Raw genomic sequence first — 18,303 nt, forward strand, 5'->3', positions numbered from 1 at the left:
TTATTTTGAAGTTTTTGCGAGAAACTCGTTTAGCTTCAAACACTTGGCTCGCTTCGATCTCTCGTAGCGGGAGGCGAATAATACAGCGTTTAGAAACGCTGTCAACCACCATTTCAACCACTATCGATCAGATGACCGAAGCACCTCCAGCACTACCTGGATTAAGCAACCCATTGAATTTCAAGGAGTTTCTCGTTCCGACTACGCTGGGAGTGGGGCGCATTATAAGGGGATTCGAGAACGCGTCAAGGCTTAATTCCAATTAACTTCACAATCGCTGCAAAACAAAGCGGGGAGGCCTGCCGGCCTCCCCGCTGCGCTTCTCACACCTTAAAGGCTAGGGAAGGCAAATTGCGACGCCTCGTGGCTCGCACGCTGTGGCCACCGCTGGGTAATCGCCTTGCGACGGGTATAGAAGCGTACGCCATCCGGCCCATAAGCATGCAGGTCGCCAAACAGCGAGCGCTTCCAGCCGCCAAAGCTGTGGTAGGCCACCGGCACCGGCAGCGGCACGTTCACGCCAACCATACCCACTTCGATCTCATCACAGAACAGGCGTGCCGCTTCACCATCACGGGTGAAGATGCAGGTCCCGTTACCATACTCGTGATCGTTGATCAGTTGCATGGCCTGCTCCAGGCTGTTCACGCGCACCACGCACAGCACTGGGCCGAAGATCTCTTCTTTATAGATGCGCATTTCTGGCGTCACCTTGTCGAACAGAGTGCCGCCCACGAAGTAGCCATCTTCATTACCCGCCACACGCAAACCACGGCCATCCACCACCAGCCTGGCGCCAGCAGCAACACCCTCATCGATGTAGCCCACTACCTTGTCACGGGCAGCCGCAGTCACCAGCGGCCCCATGTCCAGGCCACAAGAGGTGCCAGCACCGATCTTCAGCGCCTTGATCTGCGGCTCCAGCTTGGCGATCAGCGCATCGGCAACCTGGTCGCCCACACACACCGCCACCGAAATTGCCATGCAACGCTCGCCGCACGAACCGTAGGCCGCGCCCATCAGTGCGCTGACCGCGTTGTCCAGGTCGGCATCGGGCATCAGCACTGCATGGTTCTTCGCACCGCCCAGTGCCTGGACGCGCTTGCCGCGCTTGGTACCTTCGGCATAAATGTACTCGGCGATCGGGGTCGAACCCACAAAGCTCAGCGCTTTAACTTCCGGCGCCTCGATCAGCGCGTCCACGGCTTCCTTGTCACCGTGCACCACGTTGAGGATGCCCTTGGGTAGGCCGGCTTCCAGCAGCAACTGGGCAATGTACAGGGTAGAGCTTGGGTCACGCTCGGACGGTTTGAGGATAAAGGCGTTACCGCAAGCGATGGCCAACGGGTACATCCACAGGGGAACCATGGCCGGGAAGTTGAACGGCGTAATACCGGCGACCACACCCAGCGGCTGGAAGTCGGACCAGGCGTCGATGTTCGGGCCGACGTTACGGCTGTATTCACCCTTGAGCACCTCAGGTGCCGCACAGGCGAACTCAACGTTCTCGATACCGCGCTTCAGTTCGCCTGCAGCATCTTCCAGTGTCTTGCCATGCTCTTCGCTGATCATCTGCGAGATACGTGCCTCGTTCTGCTCCAGCAGCTGCTTGAAACGGAACATCACCTGGGCGCGCTTGGCCGGGGGGGTGTTGCGCCAGGCAGGGAAGGCTGCCTTGGCAGAGTCGATCGCTTCCTGCACGGTCGCGCGGCTGGCCAGTTCGACCTTGCGCACGGCCTGGCCGGTGGACGGGTTGAAGACATCGGCGGTGCGCTCGCCCTTGGAAACCAGCTCGCCGTGGATCAGGTGCTGAACAATGCTCATGCAAAACTCCAGATAAAGAAGGTTGATGCTGGCGCGCTAACAGCTCGCGCGCCTTACGTCAGAATCAGAAAGATCAATCGATCTTGTTCAGCGCCTCACCGACCGCGTCGAACAGGCGGTCCAGTTCCTGCGGCTGGGTATTGAAGGTTGGGCCGAACTGCAGGGTATCGCCGCCGAAGCGTACGTAGAAACCGGCTTGCCACAGCTTCATCGCGGCTTCATACGGACGCACAATGGCATCGCCATCCCGGGCCGCGATCTGGATCGCGCCGGCCAAGCCGTAGTTGCGGATGTCGACGATGTTCTTGGTGCCCTTGACGCCGTGCAGCAGCTTCTCGAAGTGCGGTGCCAGTTCGGCGGCCGACTGCACCAGATTTTCCCTTTGCAGCAGATCGAGCGCGGCGATACCCGCAGCACAGGCAACCGGGTGGGCCGAGTAGGTGTAGCCGTGGGGGAATTCCACAGCATATTCCGGGGTCGGCTGGTTCATGAAGGTCTGGTAGATCTCGCTGCTGGCGATCACTGCGCCCATCGGAATGGCGCCATTGGTGACCTGCTTGGCGATGCACATCAGGTCAGGGGTCACGCCAAAGGCCTCGGACCCGGTCATGGCGCCCATACGGCCGAAGCCGGTGATCACTTCGTCGAAGATCAGCAGAATATTGTGCTGGGTGCAGATTTCACGCAGGCGCTTCAGGTAGCCCTTAGGCGGCGGCAGAACACCCGCCGAACCTGCAAGCGGCTCGACAATCACAGCTGCGATGTTCGAAGCATCGTGCAGTTCGATCAGCTTGAGCATCTCATCTGCCAGGGCGATGCCGCCCTCTTCCGGCAGGCCTTTGGAGAAGGCATTGACCGGCAGCACAGTGTGCGGCAAATGGTCGACGTCCAGCAGCTGGCCAAACATCTTGCGGTTGCCGTTTACGCCACCCAGGCTGGTACCGGCGATGTTCACGCCATGGTAACCGCGGGCTCGGCCAATGATTTTGGTCTTGGTGGCCTGGCCCTTCAGGCGCCAGTAGGCACGGACCATCTTCAGCGCGGTATCGGCGCACTCGGAACCGGAGTTGGTATAGAAGACGTGATTCAGGTCGCCAGGGGTCAGCGCGGTGATCTTCTCGGCCAGCTGGAACGACAGTGGATGACCGAACTGGAAAGCAGGCGAGTAATCCAGCGTTCCAAGCTGACGCGCCACCGCCTCGGTGATTTCCTTGCGGGTATGCCCGGCACCGCAGGTCCAAAGGCCCGACAAGGCATCGAAGATCCTGCGCCCTTTGTCATCGACCAGATAATTACCTTCGGCCGCCACGATCAGGCGTGGGTCGCGATGGAAATTGCGGTTGGCGGTGTAAGGCATCCAGTGCGCATCCAGCTTGAGCTGGCTTGCGATACCGGCAGGGGCGGTTTCGGGCATGTTCATCGGCGGTTCCTCGAAAAACGAATAGGCAACGATGGATGTTGTTGCAGCTAAATTCGCACGTGGATAAAGTCTGAAAAAGACTACTTTTCTAATCTTCAGGTAGCGCAAGACTAAACTTATGAGCCGACGCCCCGACCCACTCGCCCAAGTCAGCGATTTCGACATCCGCCTGCTGAAAATCTACCGCAGCGTAGTAGAGTGCGGCGGCTTCTCGGCTGCCGAAAACGTGCTTGGCATTGGCCGCTCAGCCATCAGCCAGCAGATGAACGACCTCGAACAGCGTTTGGGCCTGCGCCTGTGCCAGCGTGGCCGCGCCGGCTTTTCGCTGACCGAGGAAGGCCGCGAGGTCTACCATTCGGCGCTGCAACTGCTCAGCGCGCTGGAAACCTTCCGCACCGAAGTCAACGGCCTGCACCAGCACCTGCGCGGAGAACTGAACATCGGCCTGACCGATAACCTGGTGACCCTGCCGCACATGCGCATCACCCATGCATTGGCCGAGCTCAAGGATCGCGGCCCCGAGGTACGCATCCAGATCCGCATGATCGCCCCAAGCCAGGTCGAGCAGGGTGTGCTCGATGGCAGCCTGCATGTCGGCGTGGTGCCGCAAACCAGCCCGCTATCGGGCCTTGAGTACCAGCCGCTGTACAGCGAACGCTCGCTGCTCTATTGCGCGGTCGGCCACCCGCTGTTCTATGCCGACGATCAGCAGATCGACGAAGCCCGCCTCAACAGCCAGGAGGCGATCGCTCCGACCTTCCGTTTACCCGCCGAAATCCAGGCGCTTTATCAGGCCCTGAACTGCACCGCCAGCGCCTCGGACCGTGAGGGCATGGCATTTCTGATCCTTACCGGCCGCTACATCGGCTACCTGCCCGACCACTACGCCACGTTCTGGGTCCAGCAAGGCCGGCTGCGCGCCCTCAAGCCCTCACAGCGCTTCTATGACCTGAGCCTGAGCTGGGTAACCCGCAAAGGGCGACGGCCGAATCTTGTGCTGGAAAGCTTCCTCGAGAGCCTGGCTGCGACACGCTGATGCCTGCTTGTGACGCTAATGCTTGTTACTTGAGCGCAGGAAGGTAATCTTGTCCGACATCCGTTGCCACAGACCTGTACGGAATCGTCCATGACCCTAGAAGTCCCTGCGCATCGCCTTTCCGCCTCGGGCAAGCCCGCCGGCCGCATCCGCCAGAAGAACGAACAGGCCATCATCCAGGCCGCCGAAGACGAGTTCGCCCGCCATGGCTTCAAGGGCACAAGCATGAATACCATTGCGCTCAAAGCCGGCTTGCCCAAGGCCAATCTGCATTACTACTTCACCAACAAGCTCGGCCTGTACATTGCCGTGTTGAGCAACATCATCGAGCTCTGGGACAGCACCTTCAACGCCTTGAGCGTCGATGACGATCCAGGCGTTGCGTTGAGCCATTACATCCGCACCAAGATGGAGTTCTCCCGGCGCAACCCGCAAGCTTCCCGGATATTCGCCATGGAGGTGATCAGCGGCGGCAGTTGTCTGACCGAGTACTTCAGCGCCGACTACCGCGAGTGGTTCCGTGGCCGGGCGGCGGTATTCGAGGCGTGGATCGCAGCAGGCAAGATGGACCCGGTAGACCCGGTTCATCTGATATTCCTGCTCTGGGGCAGCACCCAGCACTATGCCGACTTCGCCACCCAGATCTGCCAGGTTACCGGCCGCAGCCGCCTGACCAAGCAAGACATGGAAGATGCGAGCAACAACCTTATCCACATCATCCTCAAGGGGTGCGGCATCACGCCGAGTGCCTGACATCTACTTATGCCTTCTACCCTGCTCGACCTCTGCGAGTTTCGCGAGGAAATCCGTAAGAGCCGCTTCATCACCCTTGCCGGCCCGATATCCAGCGCCACCGAGGCGATGAGTTTCATCGAACGCCATAGCGACTTGGCTGCCACCCACAACTGCTGGGCCTGGAAACTGGGCGGGCAGTACCGCAGCAGCGATGATGGCGAACCTGGCGGCACGGCCGGCAGGCCAATCCTGGCTGCCATAGAAGCCCAGGACTGTGACCAGGTCGTGGTATTGGTGATCCGCTGGTACGGGGGCATCCAGCTAGGCACCGGCGGCCTGGCCCGGGCGTATGGTGGCGGTGCCAACAAGTGCTTGCAGCAGGCGCCGAAAAGGCTGCTGGTGCAACGAAGCGAGTACAGCTGCAGCTGCAGCTTCAGCGAACTGGCCCTGGTCAAACTGCGCCTGGCCGAAGTCGACGGTCTCGTGCTGGAAGAGCGGTTCACCGCCAATGGGGTCGACCTGCACATTGCGGTCGGCGAGGCGCACACCGGCGCGCTGCAACAGCAACTGGCCGACCTCAGCCGCGGGCGCATCCTCTTGGAAGCCCACTGACCTTTGCCCACAACAACTGTGGGCCTGCCTGTGGATAAGCTTGGGGCACTCCGATGCAGGCCACGCCCTTCATGGCCTGCAGAGCATTGAGCATTTTTTGATCATAGTACGATAAAAGGCTCGGTCGGCTGAGCTTGGGTGAGTTATCCCCAGTCATGAACCCTCTATAACCAAGGCCGCCTGGCATCTTGCGCACATTAACTGTGGAACAGCCTGTGGATAACCCGTTAGCCAACAAGCGAAGCCCCCGGGCACGCACGGCCAAACACCATTGATCATTTCTTGACCACTCGTGATGCGGCGCATGACGCCAGTCTGCAGTATGCTCAAATCCTTTTCCCTACTGCGACAGGAATGTACCTATGACGACTCCAAGAACTGCCCTCATCATCGGTGCCTCCCGCGGGCTTGGCCTTGGCCTGGTGCAGCGCCTTCACGAAGATGGCTGGAACATCACGGCCACGGTGCGTGACCCGCAAAAACCCAGCGCTCTCGATAACGTGCCAGGGGTACGCGTCGAACAGCTGGAAATGAACGACACCGCACAGCTCGATGGCCTGAAGCAGTGCCTGCAAGGCGAAGTGTTCGACCTGGTGTTCATCAATGCCGGTGTCATGGGGCCGCTGCCGCAGGATTTGGAAACCGTACAGCGCAATGAAATCGGCGACCTGTTCATGACCAACGCCGTCGCGCCGATCCGCGTTGCCCGGCGCCTTGCCGGCCAGGTGCGTGAAGGCTCGGGCGTGTTGGCGTTCATGAGCTCGATCCTGGGTAGCGTGACCATCCCCGACGGTGGCGAGGTCTGCCTTTACAAGGCGAGCAAGGCTGCGCTGAACTCGATGATCAACAGCTTCGTGATCGACCTGCAGCGGCCTGACCTCTGCGTATTGGCCATGCACCCGGGCTGGGTCAAGACCGATATGGGCGGCGAGAACGCCGAAATCGACGTGCTCACCAGTACCCAGGGCATGCTCGAACAGATCAAGGCGCAAAGTGGCAACGGCGGGCTGCGCTTCATCAACTACAAAGGCGAATCGCTCGTCTGGTGAGTCGAACCTGATCGGTGGTTGAAACGATGCAAGGCCAGGCCGGGCGCAATACCCGGCCTGGCCCTGTAGAATGGCGGCAACCGTACCTGATTTGAGAACACCCACTATGTATGAATGGTTGAACGCCCTGCCCAAGGCTGAACTGCACCTGCACCTGGAAGGCTCACTGGAGCCGGAGTTGCTGTTCGCCCTGGCCGAGCGCAACAAGATCGCCCTGCCCTGGAACGACGTCGAAGCCCTGCGTAGCGCTTACGCCTTCAACAATTTGCAGGAATTCCTCGACCTGTATTACCAGGGTGCAGACGTGCTGCGCAGCGAGCAGGACTTCTATGACCTGACCTGGGCCTACCTGCTGCGCTGCAAGGCGCAGAACGTCATCCACACCGAGCCGTTCTTCGACCCGCAGACCCACACCGACCGCGGCATCCCGTTCGAGGTAGTGCTCAATGGTATCAACCAGGCACTCAAGGATGGTCGCGAGCAACTGGGTATCAGCAGCGGCCTCATCCTCAGCTTCCTGCGCCACCTGAGCGAAGAAGAAGCACAGAAAACCTTGGACCAGGCCCTACCGTTCCGCGACGCGTTCATCGCGGTCGGCCTGGACAGCTCCGAGAAAGGCCACCCGCCGAGCAAGTTCCAGCGTGTCTTCGACCGTGCCCGCAGCGAAGGCTTCGTCGCCGTGGCCCACGCTGGCGAGGAAGGCCCACCCGAATACATCTGGGAAGCCCTCGACCTGCTGAAAATCAAGCGCATCGACCATGGCGTGCGCGCCATAGAAGACGAACGCCTGATGCAACGCATCATCGACGAGCAGATCCCACTCACCGTGTGCCCGTTGTCCAATACCAAACTCTGTGTGTTCGATCACATGAGCCAGCACAACATCCTCGACATGCTCGAGCGCGGCGTGAAGGTGACCGTGAACTCGGATGACCCGGCCTACTTCGGCGGCTACGTCACCGAAAACTTCCACGCCTTGCACACCCACCTGGGCATGACTGAAGATCAGGCCCGCCGCCTCGCGCAGAACAGCCTGGACGCACGCTTGGTGTGACCGGGCAAGGCGTTGCAGCTACCCCACTTGCAACGCTGGAACGCGGGCAATGCGATTGATCTGTTGAATCCCCAGTGCCGAGATCTGCAATGCCCGCGTGTTCTCCGCCTCGCGTATCCATCCCGACTGCAGGAACAACGTGAGCAAGGCCTGCCCCAGGCTGCCGCCAAGATGAGGCCCCTGGTCGCTCCACTCATTACAGTGGCAGATCACGCAACCGCGCTGCTGCTGAGGCGCCAGTGCATCGATATAGACGCCAATGCCAGCCAACTGCGCCCGGCCCTCCTCACTGACCATCATCTGGTGCACGCTGCCCTCCAGCCAGCCTGCTACTACCAACCGATGATAGAGCTCACCGGCCAGCTCGCCGCCCAGGTGATCACCGCAACGACGGGCCCGGCGCGTCGACATCGGCATTGGCAGCGGCTTGGCCTGCACGCCCCGGTCGGTACCCAGCTGCACGCTGGCCAAGGCTTCCACGGCCGCCCCCACTTGTGGCGTCGCCAGCCGGAAGTAACGCTTGCGACCGCGCGCCTCAAGCCTGAGCAGGCCTGCCGACGACAGCAATGACAAGTGGGCGCAGGCCGAGGAGGACGTCAACCCAGCCATCATCGCCAGCTCATCGGTCGGTCGCGGCGTGCCATCGATCAACGCCCACAACATGGCGCTTCGCTTGGGGTCGGCCATCAGGCCGGCAATCTGACTGATACTGCTGACTGTATTCATGTCCCTTCAACTCCCTGCAAGATCCGAATTCCAATGGCCAACATTGGCAACGCCGATGGCCCCCTAGCTGCTACCGGCCTGGCACCGGGGTCAGTATAAGCCGCATGAACGGCCCGTCCGGCAGCCGCGCAGACAGCCCAGGGGAGTCAAAGAGGGATGGGTAGGGCAACCCTTGACCGATTGGAATAGGCCAATGGCCCCGCGTCAGTTTTAGGTGACAGGCATCAGGCCGCGAAATAGAAGGGAAGAAACGACGCACGAGGAACAATGGCCCCGCGCGGGCAGAGACTCTGCCGACAGCGCCGTTCCATAAATAGCGCAAACAAAAGTGAAGGTTCTACACCCTCCAGCCATTGCCTCTGGAAGCGTCTGACGCCCCTGCCGGAAAATGCCCTGACCGCCAGTCAGGACGCCCACTCATACCCTGGCACCCCGCAACCGCAGCGCTACACTTGAGCCGCTCTCCCCATCCTTCGGAGGTATGCCGCGATGGAGATTATCGTCAGTGCGTCTAACCGTAACCCCAACGGCCCCTGGGAAGTCAGGCTTGACCAGCATGTGGTGAGCTTTCGCAGCGAAGCAGAAGCACGCGCCTTCGTCGTCACACTGGAAGCTCGTCTGCGCGCGCCTCACCCACTCAAGCCGCAGGCGTGGCCTGCAAGCGCCGGGTCAACAGCGCAACACTGACCACCAGCGCCCCGCACAGGCTGATTACCAACGCCATGGGCACTGCACTGCCATCGTGCAGCAGGCTGACCAGCGCCGCCGCGCCTGCGGCGACGCTGAATTGCAGGCAGCCCATCAAGGCCGAGGCGCTACCGGCGCGTGCGCCCTGGCCGCTCATGGCGCACGCCGAAGCATTGGGGATGATGCAACCCAGGCTGGCGATGCAGATGAACAGCGGCACCAGCAATGGCCATAGTTCAGCTGGGCGCAGCGCTGCCACACCGAGCAACACCAGCCCCGCAGCCAGGTACAGCCAGACTGCACGCACCAGCAGGAAGGCCGGCCCACGCTTTGCCAGCAGACGCGCGTTGATCTGCGCCACCAGGATGAAACCTGCCGCATTGGTACCGAACAACCAGCCGTAGTGCTCGGCCGGCACACCGTAGAGCTTAATGAACACGAACGGTGAACCGGCGATGTAGGCAAACATACCCGCGATGGCGATCCCTCCGGTCAATGCATGGCCAAAGAACGTGCGGTCAGCCAACAACCGAAGGTATTGACGCAAAGCGCCCGACAACGGCTGGCGCGGCATGTGCGCAGGTAAGCTCTCTGGCAACCCCAGGCCGACCGCCAGCAAGCAAGCAGCACTGAACAGGCTCAATGTCAGGAAAATCGACTGCCAACCCGCCAGGTTCACCAGTACGCCGCCGAGCATCGGTGCAAGAATTGGCGCCAACCCCATCACCAGCATCAGTTGTGAGAACACTTTGGCCGAGGCCACCGGGTCGCACTTGTCACTGACGATGGCCCGTGACAACACCATTCCGGCGCAGCCGCCCAGCGCCTGGACGAAGCGCGCCAGGATCAGCGTGTCCAGGTTTGGCGCGTAGGCGCAGGCCAACGACGCCAGGGTAAACAGCGTGACGCCAAACAGCAGCGGCTTGCGCCGGCCAAAGCGATCGGCCACCGGCCCATACGCCAGTTGCCCGAGCGACAGGCCGAGGAAGTAGGCGGCCAGCGTGGTCTGGACGTGTTTTTCGTCGGTGGCGAACGCCTGCGCCATGGCCGGGAAGGCGGGCAGGTAAAAGTCGATCGCAAGGGGCCCGAACGCACTGAGTGCGCCCAGGATCAGCACCATTCGCAGGTTCATCAGGAATCCATAGCAGGCTAAGCAAGTGCGTAAGTCTACCTGCAAGCGACGCCATCAGCATGAAAACATTTGCAACAAAACAGGGCCGCAGAAGCGGCCCATTCGACTTCAGGCCACGTCGGCCTGGTAGCCCTCTTCACGAATCGCTGCCAGCAACTGCTCAGCAGCCAGAGCGCTCTGCACACGCACCTGCCTGCCGGCCAGATCGACCTCGACCTTGGCGCTCGCATCCTGGTCCTGCACCGCGCGGGTGACCGCCTTGACGCAATGGCCACAGGTCATGCCTTGTACGTTGAACACTTGCATGGGTGTTGCCTCCTTCAGGGTTTGGCGCAGTTTCAAGCTTGCCATCGGGGCAAGGTCAAGTTCTGCATCGAACGGCCGGGCTGGAAATCCCTACCAACCTCGGCCAAGCTGCGCCTTTACGATTCGGCAAGCAGGAGATTCTTCATGTTCAGGACAGCAGTGGGCGTTGTCGGGCTATTGGGCACGCTGGCAGCAGTGCCACCGGCAAGCGCCGAAGGCAACTCGGACTACAGCGTGCTGATCATTTCACGCGAACGCCTGGAAGTGGCCACCAGCTGCGAAATCGGTGTCTATCTGAACGACCAGCTCTCCGGGCGCGTGTTCCAGGAGCAGTCGGCCTCCTTCAACCTGCCGCCCGGCCCTGTTGACGTGCGCTTGCGCCTGCTGCCGGGGCAGATGCCCGGCTGCGCGCCCGGCCTGGAAGACCAGCGTAGCACTCGGCTGACCCTGCAAGCGGGCCAGATCAACAAGTACCGCATTGCCATGGGCCACAATGGGCTGGTACTGAGGCGAGCCAGCCTGGACTATTGACCTTCCCCACATGGCAAGGTTGATGCTGGTGGCCTGTCCAAGGAGGAGAGCCATGCCCGCATCCACTTCATTCGACCTGCCGATCTCCGGCATGACCTGCGCCAGCTGTGCTGGCCGCGTCGAGCGCGCGCTGCGCAAGGTCAATGGCGCTGAAAAGGTCAGCGTCAACCTCGCCAACGAACAGGCCAGGGTCCAAGCCCCGGCCGGCAGCCTGCCGGCCCTGGTCGAGGCCGTGCGCAGCGCCGGGTACCAGGTACCGACCCGCACCCTGGAGCTACGGATCGAGGGCATGACATGCGCCAGTTGCGTCGGCCGTGTCGAGCGCGCACTCGGTAAACTACCGGGCGTTGAGCAGGTGAGTGTCAACCTTGCCAACGAACGTGCCCACCTTCAGGTGCTGCAGGGCCTTGATGACAACCTGTTGCTCGGCGCGGTCGAAAAGGCCGGCTACGGTGCCAGCCTGCCGCTGCCGGCCGACAACGATCAGCAAGCCGTCCAGCGCCGACTGCGCAACGAACGTCTGGCCGTAGGCGCCGCCCTTGTGTTGGCCCTGCCCCTGGTGTTGCCGATGCTGCTGCAACCCTTTGGTGTGCACTGGATGTTGCCGGCGTGGGCGCAATTCGCGCTGGCCACCCCCGTGCAGTTCATCCTTGGTGCACGCTTTTATGTGGCGGCCTACAAGGCTGTGCGCGCTGGCGCCGGCAATATGGACCTGCTGGTCGCGCTGGGCACCAGTGCCGGTTACGGCCTTAGCTTGTACCAATGGGCCAAGGCACCGGTCGGGATGGCCCCGCACCTGTACTTCGAGGCGTCGGCGGTGGTGATCGCCCTGGTGTTGTTGGGCAAGTACCTTGAAAGCCGCGCCAAACGCCAGACCGCCAGCGCCATCCGTGCCCTCGAGGCGCTGCGCCCAGAGCGCGCAGTAAGGGTGGTCGATGGCCACGAAGAAGACGTTGCAATTGCCCGATTGCAGCTCGGTGACCTGGTGCTGGTCAAGCCAGGGGAGCGCTTCCCGGTCGATGGTGAAGTGGAAGAAGGCACCAGCCACGCCGACGAAGCCCTGATCAGCGGCGAGAGCCTGCCAGTGCCCAAGCAACCGGGCGATAGCGTTACCGGCGGCGCGATCAACGGCGAGGGCCGGCTGCTGGTGCGTACCCGGGCGTTGGGTACAGAAACCGTGCTGGCCCGCATCATCCGCCTGGTCGAAGATGCCCAGGCTGCCAAGGCGCCCATCCAGAAACTGGTAGACCGGGTCAGCCAGATCTTCGTGCCGGCCGTGCTGTTGATCGCACTGCTGACCCTGATCGGCTGGTCACTGGCCGGCGCGCCGCTGCAGACTGCGCTGATCAATGCCGTCGCCGTGCTGGTGATTGCCTGCCCTTGCGCCCTTGGCCTGGCCACACCTGCCGCGATCATGGCGGGCACAGGCGTTGCCGCGCGCCACGGCATCCTGATCAAGGACGTCGAGGCACTGGAGCGCGCCCATGCAGTGAACCGCGTGGTGTTCGACAAAACCGGTACGCTCACCTCTGGCAGCCCGCGCGTTGTCCACAGCCAGGCACTGGTCGGTGAGAAAGCTGAAATGCTTCGCTTGGCCGCTGCCCTGCAACGGGGCAGCGAACACCCCTTGGCGAAGGCAGTACTCGATGCCTGCACCGGGCAGGGGCTGGAGGTGCCTACGGTAACCGGCAGCCAGTCCCTTACCGGCCGCGGTATCGCTGGCCAGGTGCAAGGCCGTGACCTGGCCTTGGGCAACCGGCGCCTGCTCGACGAATGCAACCTGCAACCCGGCGCCCTCGCCACACAAGCACAGGCCTGGGAAGCCGAAGGCCGTACCCTGTCCTGGCTGATTGAACGGGGCCCACAGCCTCGCGTGCTAGGGTTGTTCGCCTTCGGCGACAGCCTCAAGCCAGGTGCCGAACAGGCTATCTCAGCCCTGCACCAGCGCCATATCAGCACCCACCTGTTGACCGGCGACAATCGCGGTAGCGCCAAGGTGGTCGCCGACACCCTCGGCATCGACGATGTACATGCCGAAGTGCTCCCGGCCGACAAGGCCGCCACGGTAGCCGAGCTGAAAAAGGGTGGTGTAGTGGCGATGGTCGGCGACGGTATCAACGACGCCCCAGCGCTTGCCGCCGCCGATATCGGCATCGCCATGGGGGGCGGCACCGACGTGGCCATGCAGGCTGCCGGTATCACGCTGATGCGTGGTGACCCGCGCCTGGTGCCTGCCGCCCTGGAAATCAGCCGCAAGACCTATGCGAAAATCCGCCAGAATCTGTTCTGGGCATTCATCTTCAACCTCATCGGCATCCCGCTGGCCGCGCTGGGTTATCTGAACCCAGTAGTGGCCGGCGCCGCCATGGCGTTGTCCAGCGTCAGCGTGGTGAGCAACGCCTTGTGGCTCAAGACCTGGAAACCCACCAGCACCTCGCAGGAGGCCCCATGAATATCGGCCAGGCCGCCCGCCGCAGCGGGCTCAGCACCAAGATGATCCGCTATTACGAAGCAATAGGCCTGCTCAAGCCGGCCACCCGCAGCGACAGCGGGTACCGCCTGTACCAGCCAGAGGACCTGCACAGCCTTGCCTTCATCAAGCGCTCACGCGACCTGGGGTTTTCCCTGGAAGAGGTGGGCAAGCTGCTGACCCTGTGGCAGGACCGGCAGCGCGCCAGCGCCGACGTGAAGGCGCTGGCGCTGCAACACATCGATGAGCTGAACCGGCGTATCGAGGAACTGGCCAGCCTGCGTGACACCTTGAGCGAACTGGTAGCGCACTGCAAAGGCAATGACCGGCCTGACTGCCCGATTCTCAAAGATCTCGCAAAAGGGAGTGAATGCTGCAGTTGAGCCCACGCTTGGTATGCCATATTAGCCTGGAGCCGACCGAATAGTCGCCAAATGCGCCTTTGCCCAATAAATACGGGCATTTTCACTCAAAAAAACCCGGACGCCGCCGATACAGTTTCTACCTGCCTCGCGTGTCGAAAAAAATAAATTCCGGGAGCGTCGATGAACATCAAACAGAAACTGACCTGGGCATTCGCGGTCATCGCCGCACTGCCCATCGTCCTCGTAGCCACCTTGGTGGTCATCAACCTGCGCGGCGAAGCCCGCGACGATTTTCTTGACGGCAGCAGCCGGGAAATCCGCCAGGTCAGTAACGCGATGAACCTGTTTTTCCAGGGCATCACCCAAAACGTCGACTACCTGGCCAGCCTCCCCCAGGTCACCGGTAGCGGCGACAACGTCAAGAAACACATCAGCGCCGACGCTGCGCAAATCACCCCCAGCGAACAGGACAAGACACTGTACGAACTGTTCACGCGCCTGGCCAAAAGCCACCCGGACTACGCCTACGTGTCCTATGGCCTGCAAGACGGCGGCTACGCCTTCTGGCCAGGCGATCCGAACATGAGCAACTACGACCCGCGCACCCGCCCCTGGTACCAGGCGGCCATGGCCAACCCTGGCAAGACCCTGCGCACCGCCCCCTACTACTGGGCCGGCGACGATGCCGTACTGGTCAGCACCGTGCGCACCGTTGCCAACCAACTGGGCAGCCCCGGTGGCGTGGTCAACATCGACGTATCGCTCAAGGGCCTGACCGAAATCGTCCAGCAGATCAAACTAGGCGAAAGCGGCTACCTGATTCTCATGGAAAACAACGGTAACGTGATGGTCGACCCACGCGATGCCAGTCACAATTTCAAACAGCTGGCCAGCTTCGGCGACGGTTATGCCGAGCTGGCCAAAGCCGGCAAGGGCTTGGCTGAGGTCGAAATCGGCGGCGTGCGCTACATGGCCAACGTCTACCCCGACGAAAAACTCGGTTGGACCTTCATAGGCCTGATCCAACAAAGCGAAGTGATGCAGACCACCACCCGCCTCACCTGGCTCATCGGCGGCGTCGCGCTGGTGCTGGCTGCGCTGTTCGCTGTGGTCGGCGCCACGTTCGCCAAACTCATCGTACGCCCCATCAACAGTGTTTCCAGTGGCCTGGAGGACATCGCCCAGGGCGAAGGCGACCTGACCCGCAACCTGGAAGTCCGTGGCCGTGATGAAACCGCGCAACTGGCCGGTTGGTTCAACCAGTTCCTCGGCGCCATCCGCAGCCTGATCCAGCATATCGGCTCGGCGGCGAGCAAGATCCTCAGCACCTCCACCAGCTCCACTCAGGTCTCCAGCGACATGGCCGAGGCCGCCGGGCGCCAGCGCGAAGCAGTGGACATGGTCTCCACCGCATTCCACGAAATGGTCGCCACCGCCAACGAGGTTGCCCGCTCCTGCAGCCAGGCCGCGCAGTCGGCCGACAGCGGCCAGCAACAGGCCCGCGAAGGCCAGCAGCAGATCGATGCGGCCGTCAACAGTGTCGACCGGCTGAGCCAGGAGATCGAGCAATCGGCCCAGTCGATCCAGCAATTGGAGCGCGACAGCAATGCCATTCAGTCGATCCTCGGCACCATTCGCTCGATTGCCGAACAGACCAACCTACTGGCGCTCAATGCCGCGATCGAAGCCGCCCGCGCCGGCGAACAGGGCCGCGGGTTTGCGGTAGTGGCCGACGAGGTCCGGGCGCTGGCCAAGCGCACCGCCGACTCGACGGCTGAAATCGATGGGCTGCTTGGCAACCTGGCCAGCCGTACCGCCGAAGTGGCCGAGCAGATGCATGCCAGCCTGGAAGTGTCGCAGCAGTCGGTCAACCGCATTGGCCTGGCCCGCGACAGCTTTGGCCAGATACGCGAGTCGGTGGACATCATCCGCGACATGAACACGCAAATCGCCACCGCGGCAGAAGAACAGCACCAGGTTGCCGAAGACATCAACCGCCATATCAGCCAGATCCACGGTGATGCGCAGTTGGTGGCCGACCTGGCGCAGGCGGCGCGGCAGGACTCGGAAAGCCTGGCCGGGTTGTCCAATGAGCTGGATTCGCTGGTACGACGCTTCCGCACCTGACCGGCAGGCTGCACCGGCCTCTTCGCAGGTTCCCCGAGAAGAGGCCGGCCCCCCCGCTACAACGTCAACTCACCCGGTGTAGAGCCAAACAATTGCTTGAAGGCGGCGATGTAGGCCGACGTCGAGTCATAGCCGCAGCCCAGCGCCGCGTCAGTCACACTCGCCCCCGTCTCCAGCAACGCCAGCGACGACAATAACCGCATGCGTTGACGCCAGTTGCGAAAGCTCAACCCCGTCTCGCGCTGAAAAAGGCGCATCAGGGTCTTTTCCGAGCACTGCAATTGGCCGGCCCACTGCTGCAAGGTTTGCACCTGATCCGGCGCGGCAATCAAGCTGTTGCACAGCGCCAGCAAGCCGGCATGCCGGGGCAGCGGCAGGGAGAACCCCACTTCAGGCAAAGTACGAAGCTGGTCGAGCAGCACCGAGACCAAGCGGCCTTCGACGCTATCGCCTTCGGGATAGTGCGGTGGGAAAACACAGAACTGCTTGATCAACTCACGCGCCAGCGGTGTCACTTCCAACACCCGGCACTGCGCCGAAGCCCAAGGGCAAGCGTCGCGGCGAATGTACAGGCTGCGCATTTCCGCCCGTCCGGAGGTCACCACTTCGTGTTCAGCGTCGGCAGGAATCCACACACCCCATTGCGGTGGGGCGAAATAGCTGCCATCACGCGTGTAGACACCCAGCACACCGCTGATCGCATAGGAAAACTGCACCCAGTCGTGGCTGTGGCGAGTGGTCCAGGAGCCGGCCCCCAGGCTTTCAGCACGGGCATAGAGCGGCCTGGGCAAATGGACCAGGGCTGGAATGGCGCGGGGGTGTCCGATACTCGGCATAGTGAGTTCTTGTGGTTCTGACCAGACAAGCCTAACACCGCCTACCGGCACCCTGCAGCCCAACAGGCGGTCACCGCTCGACGATCACTGTCACCCCTTGCCCGCCCGCCGCGCAGATCGAAATCAAGCCGCGCCCCTTCCCCGCCGTCGCCAGCAGTTTGGCCAGGTTGGCCAGGATCCGCCCCCCGGTCGCCGCGAACGGGTGCCCTGCCGCCAATGAGCTGCCCTTGACGTTGAGCTTGCTCCGATCGATCGCGCCCAGCGGCGCCTCCAGCCCCAGCCGCTCGCGGCAGTACTCGGCACTCTCCCAGGCTTTGAGCGTGCACAGCACCTGGGCAGCGAATGCCTCATGGATCTCGTAATAATCGAAGTCCTGAAGGCTAAGGCCATTGCGCGCCAGAAGCCGCGGTACCGCATAGGCCGGCGCCATCAGCAGCCCTTCCTGCCCTTTGACGAAGTCCACCGCAGCCGTCTCGCCATCGACCAGATAGGCCAGCACCGGCAGGCCCTGTGCCTGCGCCCACTCCTCCGTGCCCAGCAGCACCAGCGACGCACCATCGGTCAGCGGTGTGGAATTGCCCGCTGTGAGTGTGCCCACGCCGCTGCGGTCGAAGGCGGGCTTGAGCTTGCTCAACTGCTCGAGGGTCAAGTCCGGCCGCAGGTTGTTGTCGCGCGTGAGGCCCAGAAAGGGTGTCAGCAGGTCATCCTGCCAACCCTCGGCATAGGCCGCTGCCAGATGCTGATGGCTAAGCAGCGCCAATTCGTCCTGCTCGGCGCGGTCAATCTGCCAGGCCTGGGCCATGCGCTCGCAATGCTCGCCCATCGACAACCCGGTACGCGGTTCGCCATTGCGCGGCAACTCGGGCTTCAGATGCCCCGGGCGCAGTTGTAGGAACGGCTTTAGCCGCTCGCCCAGGGTCTTGCCACGGTTGGCCTGCAGCAAGATGCGCCGCAGCCCCTCATTGACCCCGATCGGGGCATCGGAAGTGGTGTCGACGCCACCGGCGATACCGCTGTCGATCTGCCCAAGGGCAATCTTGTTGGCCACCAGCAAGGCCGCCTCCAGCCCGGTGCCGCAAGCCTGCTGAATATCGTAGGCCGGCGTCTGTGGCGAGAGCCGCGAACCCAGCACACATTCGCGCGTCAGGCTCATGTCGCGAGAATGCTTGAGCACCGCACCGGCCACGACTTCACCCAGGCGCAAACCGTGCAGGCGGTAGCGTTCTGTCAGCCCCTCCAGCGTGGCCGTGAGCATTGCCTGGTTGCTGACAGTGGCGTAGGTGCCGTTGGAGCGGGCGAAAGGTATTCGGTTGCCGCCCAGAATCGCGACCCGGCGAAGTGAACGCATGCGTAGATTCCTCCTGAAACATCTCGATCCGAACAGCCTAGGTGT

General features: G+C 62.3%; 17 protein-coding genes and 1 pseudogene. 11 read left to right on the forward strand and 7 right to left on the reverse strand.

Annotated elements, in window-relative coordinates; translation table 11 throughout:
- Positions 1-330: 330 nt before the first annotated feature.
- Entirely contained in the window at positions 331-1,824 is a 1,494-nt protein-coding gene (locus tag ACIPZC_RS23265; protein ID WP_241806144.1) for a CoA-acylating methylmalonate-semialdehyde dehydrogenase, read from the reverse strand.
- A gap of 73 nt (positions 1,825-1,897) precedes the next feature.
- A complete protein-coding gene (locus tag ACIPZC_RS23270; RefSeq protein WP_267818938.1) occupies positions 1,898-3,244 on the reverse strand; it encodes an aspartate aminotransferase family protein in 1,347 nt (448 codons plus the stop codon).
- Positions 3,245-3,362: 118 nt separating this feature from the next.
- Between ACIPZC_RS23270 and ACIPZC_RS23275 the strand changes: the two genes are divergently transcribed.
- From ACIPZC_RS23275 to ACIPZC_RS23295, 5 genes are all read left to right on the forward strand, one after another.
- Entirely contained in the window at positions 3,363-4,280 is a 918-nt protein-coding gene (locus tag ACIPZC_RS23275; protein WP_267818940.1) for a LysR family transcriptional regulator, read from the forward strand.
- 90 nt (positions 4,281-4,370) lie between these two features.
- Positions 4,371-5,033, forward strand: a complete 663-nt coding sequence (locus tag ACIPZC_RS23280) for a TetR/AcrR family transcriptional regulator (protein WP_241806147.1) — start codon at positions 4,371-4,373, stop codon at positions 5,031-5,033.
- 9 nt (positions 5,034-5,042) lie between these two features.
- The gene (locus tag ACIPZC_RS23285) at positions 5,043-5,627 is read left to right on the forward strand and encodes a YigZ family protein (RefSeq protein ID WP_241806148.1); all 585 of its coding nucleotides are present in this window, start codon (positions 5,043-5,045) and stop codon (positions 5,625-5,627) included.
- A 362-nt stretch (positions 5,628-5,989) separates the two neighbouring features.
- Positions 5,990-6,676 carry an SDR family oxidoreductase gene (locus tag ACIPZC_RS23290; RefSeq protein WP_400629791.1) on the forward strand — a complete coding sequence of 229 codons (687 nt, stop codon included), beginning with the start codon at positions 5,990-5,992 and terminating at the stop codon, positions 6,674-6,676.
- Positions 6,677-6,782: 106 nt separating this feature from the next.
- Positions 6,783-7,730, forward strand: a complete 948-nt coding sequence (locus tag ACIPZC_RS23295) for an adenosine deaminase (protein ID WP_267818949.1) — start codon at positions 6,783-6,785, stop codon at positions 7,728-7,730.
- Positions 7,731-7,748: 18 nt separating this feature from the next.
- On the opposite strand, the gene ACIPZC_RS23300 is transcribed toward ACIPZC_RS23295, so the two are convergent.
- Positions 7,749-8,456, reverse strand: coding sequence for a helix-turn-helix transcriptional regulator (locus ACIPZC_RS23300; RefSeq protein WP_241806151.1), 708 nt, complete (start codon positions 8,454-8,456; stop codon positions 7,749-7,751).
- 489 nt (positions 8,457-8,945) lie between these two features.
- Between ACIPZC_RS23300 and ACIPZC_RS23305 the strand changes: the two genes are divergently transcribed.
- The gene (locus ACIPZC_RS23305; protein ID WP_400629794.1) at positions 8,946-9,143 is read left to right on the forward strand and encodes a hypothetical protein; all 198 of its coding nucleotides are present in this window, start codon (positions 8,946-8,948) and stop codon (positions 9,141-9,143) included.
- Here ACIPZC_RS23305 and ACIPZC_RS23310 read toward each other — a convergent pair.
- Positions 9,094-10,275 (reverse strand): multidrug effflux MFS transporter, encoded by a 1,182-nt coding sequence (locus ACIPZC_RS23310; RefSeq protein WP_400629796.1) that lies wholly within the window; start codon positions 10,273-10,275, stop codon positions 9,094-9,096. The genes ACIPZC_RS23305 and ACIPZC_RS23310 overlap by 50 nt on opposite strands.
- Positions 10,276-10,383: 108 nt before the next feature.
- The gene (locus tag ACIPZC_RS23315) at positions 10,384-10,581 is read right to left on the reverse strand and encodes a heavy-metal-associated domain-containing protein (protein ID WP_241806154.1); all 198 of its coding nucleotides are present in this window, start codon (positions 10,579-10,581) and stop codon (positions 10,384-10,386) included.
- A 144-nt stretch (positions 10,582-10,725) separates the two neighbouring features.
- On the opposite strand from ACIPZC_RS23315, the gene ACIPZC_RS23320 reads away from it, so the two are divergent.
- The 5 genes and pseudogenes from ACIPZC_RS23320 (at position 10,726) to ACIPZC_RS23340 (ending at position 16,074) form a co-directional block, all read left to right on the forward strand.
- A complete protein-coding gene (locus ACIPZC_RS23320; protein WP_241806155.1) occupies positions 10,726-11,112 on the forward strand; it encodes a hypothetical protein in 387 nt (128 codons plus the stop codon).
- A gap of 52 nt (positions 11,113-11,164) precedes the next feature.
- Positions 11,165-13,564, forward strand: coding sequence for a heavy metal translocating P-type ATPase (locus ACIPZC_RS23325; protein WP_400629799.1), 2,400 nt, complete (start codon positions 11,165-11,167; stop codon positions 13,562-13,564).
- Positions 13,561-13,965 carry a Cu(I)-responsive transcriptional regulator gene (gene cueR, locus ACIPZC_RS23330; protein ID WP_241806157.1) on the forward strand — a complete coding sequence of 135 codons (405 nt, stop codon included), beginning with the start codon at positions 13,561-13,563 and terminating at the stop codon, positions 13,963-13,965. The genes ACIPZC_RS23325 and cueR overlap by 4 nt, the downstream gene beginning before the upstream one ends.
- Positions 13,966-14,283: 318 nt before the next feature.
- A pseudogene (locus ACIPZC_RS23335) lies at positions 14,284-15,216 on the forward strand (sensor histidine kinase); the annotation flags it as partial.
- A gap of 129 nt (positions 15,217-15,345) precedes the next feature.
- On the forward strand, positions 15,346-16,074 hold the full coding sequence (locus tag ACIPZC_RS23340; protein ID WP_400629869.1) for a methyl-accepting chemotaxis protein: 729 nt from the start codon (positions 15,346-15,348) through the stop codon (positions 16,072-16,074).
- Between the two features lie 56 nt (positions 16,075-16,130).
- On the opposite strand, the gene ACIPZC_RS23345 is transcribed toward ACIPZC_RS23340, so the two are convergent.
- Complete coding sequence (locus ACIPZC_RS23345) at positions 16,131-16,910, reverse strand: helix-turn-helix transcriptional regulator (protein WP_241806159.1); 780 nt, start codon at positions 16,908-16,910, stop codon at positions 16,131-16,133.
- Positions 16,911-16,980: 70 nt separating this feature from the next.
- A complete protein-coding gene (locus ACIPZC_RS23350; protein ID WP_400629802.1) occupies positions 16,981-18,258 on the reverse strand; it encodes an acetyl-CoA C-acetyltransferase in 1,278 nt (425 codons plus the stop codon).
- Positions 18,259-18,303: the final 45 nt, after the last annotated feature.

Source organism: Pseudomonas sp. NPDC089743, from assembly GCF_044748785.1.
Lineage (GTDB): Bacteria > Pseudomonadota > Gammaproteobacteria > Pseudomonadales > Pseudomonadaceae > Aquipseudomonas > Aquipseudomonas putida_X.

What these genes read in the sequence shown, in the direction of transcription:
- ACIPZC_RS23265 (WP_241806144.1), bottom strand. Translation starts at nt 1,824, where the DNA reads ATGAGCATTGTTCAGCACCTGATCCACGGCGAGCTGGTTTCCAAGGGC.
- cueR (WP_241806157.1), top strand. Translation starts at nt 13,561, where the DNA reads ATGAATATCGGCCAGGCCGCCCGCCGCAGCGGGCTCAGCACCAAGATG.
- ACIPZC_RS23270 (WP_267818938.1), bottom strand. Translation starts at nt 3,244, where the DNA reads ATGAACATGCCCGAAACCGCCCCTGCCGGTATCGCAAGCCAGCTCAAG.
- ACIPZC_RS23350 (WP_400629802.1), bottom strand. Translation starts at nt 18,258, where the DNA reads ATGCGTTCACTTCGCCGGGTCGCGATTCTGGGCGGCAACCGAATACCT.
- ACIPZC_RS23340 (WP_400629869.1), top strand. Translation starts at nt 15,346, where the DNA reads ATGGTCTCCACCGCATTCCACGAAATGGTCGCCACCGCCAACGAGGTT.
- ACIPZC_RS23320 (WP_241806155.1), top strand. Translation starts at nt 10,726, where the DNA reads ATGTTCAGGACAGCAGTGGGCGTTGTCGGGCTATTGGGCACGCTGGCA.
- ACIPZC_RS23345 (WP_241806159.1), bottom strand. Translation starts at nt 16,910, where the DNA reads ATGCCGAGTATCGGACACCCCCGCGCCATTCCAGCCCTGGTCCATTTG.
- ACIPZC_RS23315 (WP_241806154.1), bottom strand. Translation starts at nt 10,581, where the DNA reads ATGCAAGTGTTCAACGTACAAGGCATGACCTGTGGCCATTGCGTCAAG.
- ACIPZC_RS23300 (WP_241806151.1), bottom strand. Translation starts at nt 8,456, where the DNA reads ATGAATACAGTCAGCAGTATCAGTCAGATTGCCGGCCTGATGGCCGAC.
- ACIPZC_RS23325 (WP_400629799.1), top strand. Translation starts at nt 11,165, where the DNA reads ATGCCCGCATCCACTTCATTCGACCTGCCGATCTCCGGCATGACCTGC.
- ACIPZC_RS23290 (WP_400629791.1), top strand. Translation starts at nt 5,990, where the DNA reads ATGACGACTCCAAGAACTGCCCTCATCATCGGTGCCTCCCGCGGGCTT.
- ACIPZC_RS23275 (WP_267818940.1), top strand. Translation starts at nt 3,363, where the DNA reads ATGAGCCGACGCCCCGACCCACTCGCCCAAGTCAGCGATTTCGACATC.
- ACIPZC_RS23285 (WP_241806148.1), top strand. Translation starts at nt 5,043, where the DNA reads ATGCCTTCTACCCTGCTCGACCTCTGCGAGTTTCGCGAGGAAATCCGT.
- ACIPZC_RS23310 (WP_400629796.1), bottom strand. Translation starts at nt 10,275, where the DNA reads ATGAACCTGCGAATGGTGCTGATCCTGGGCGCACTCAGTGCGTTCGGG.
- ACIPZC_RS23305 (WP_400629794.1), top strand. Translation starts at nt 8,946, where the DNA reads ATGGAGATTATCGTCAGTGCGTCTAACCGTAACCCCAACGGCCCCTGG.
- ACIPZC_RS23280 (WP_241806147.1), top strand. Translation starts at nt 4,371, where the DNA reads ATGACCCTAGAAGTCCCTGCGCATCGCCTTTCCGCCTCGGGCAAGCCC.
- ACIPZC_RS23295 (WP_267818949.1), top strand. Translation starts at nt 6,783, where the DNA reads ATGTATGAATGGTTGAACGCCCTGCCCAAGGCTGAACTGCACCTGCAC.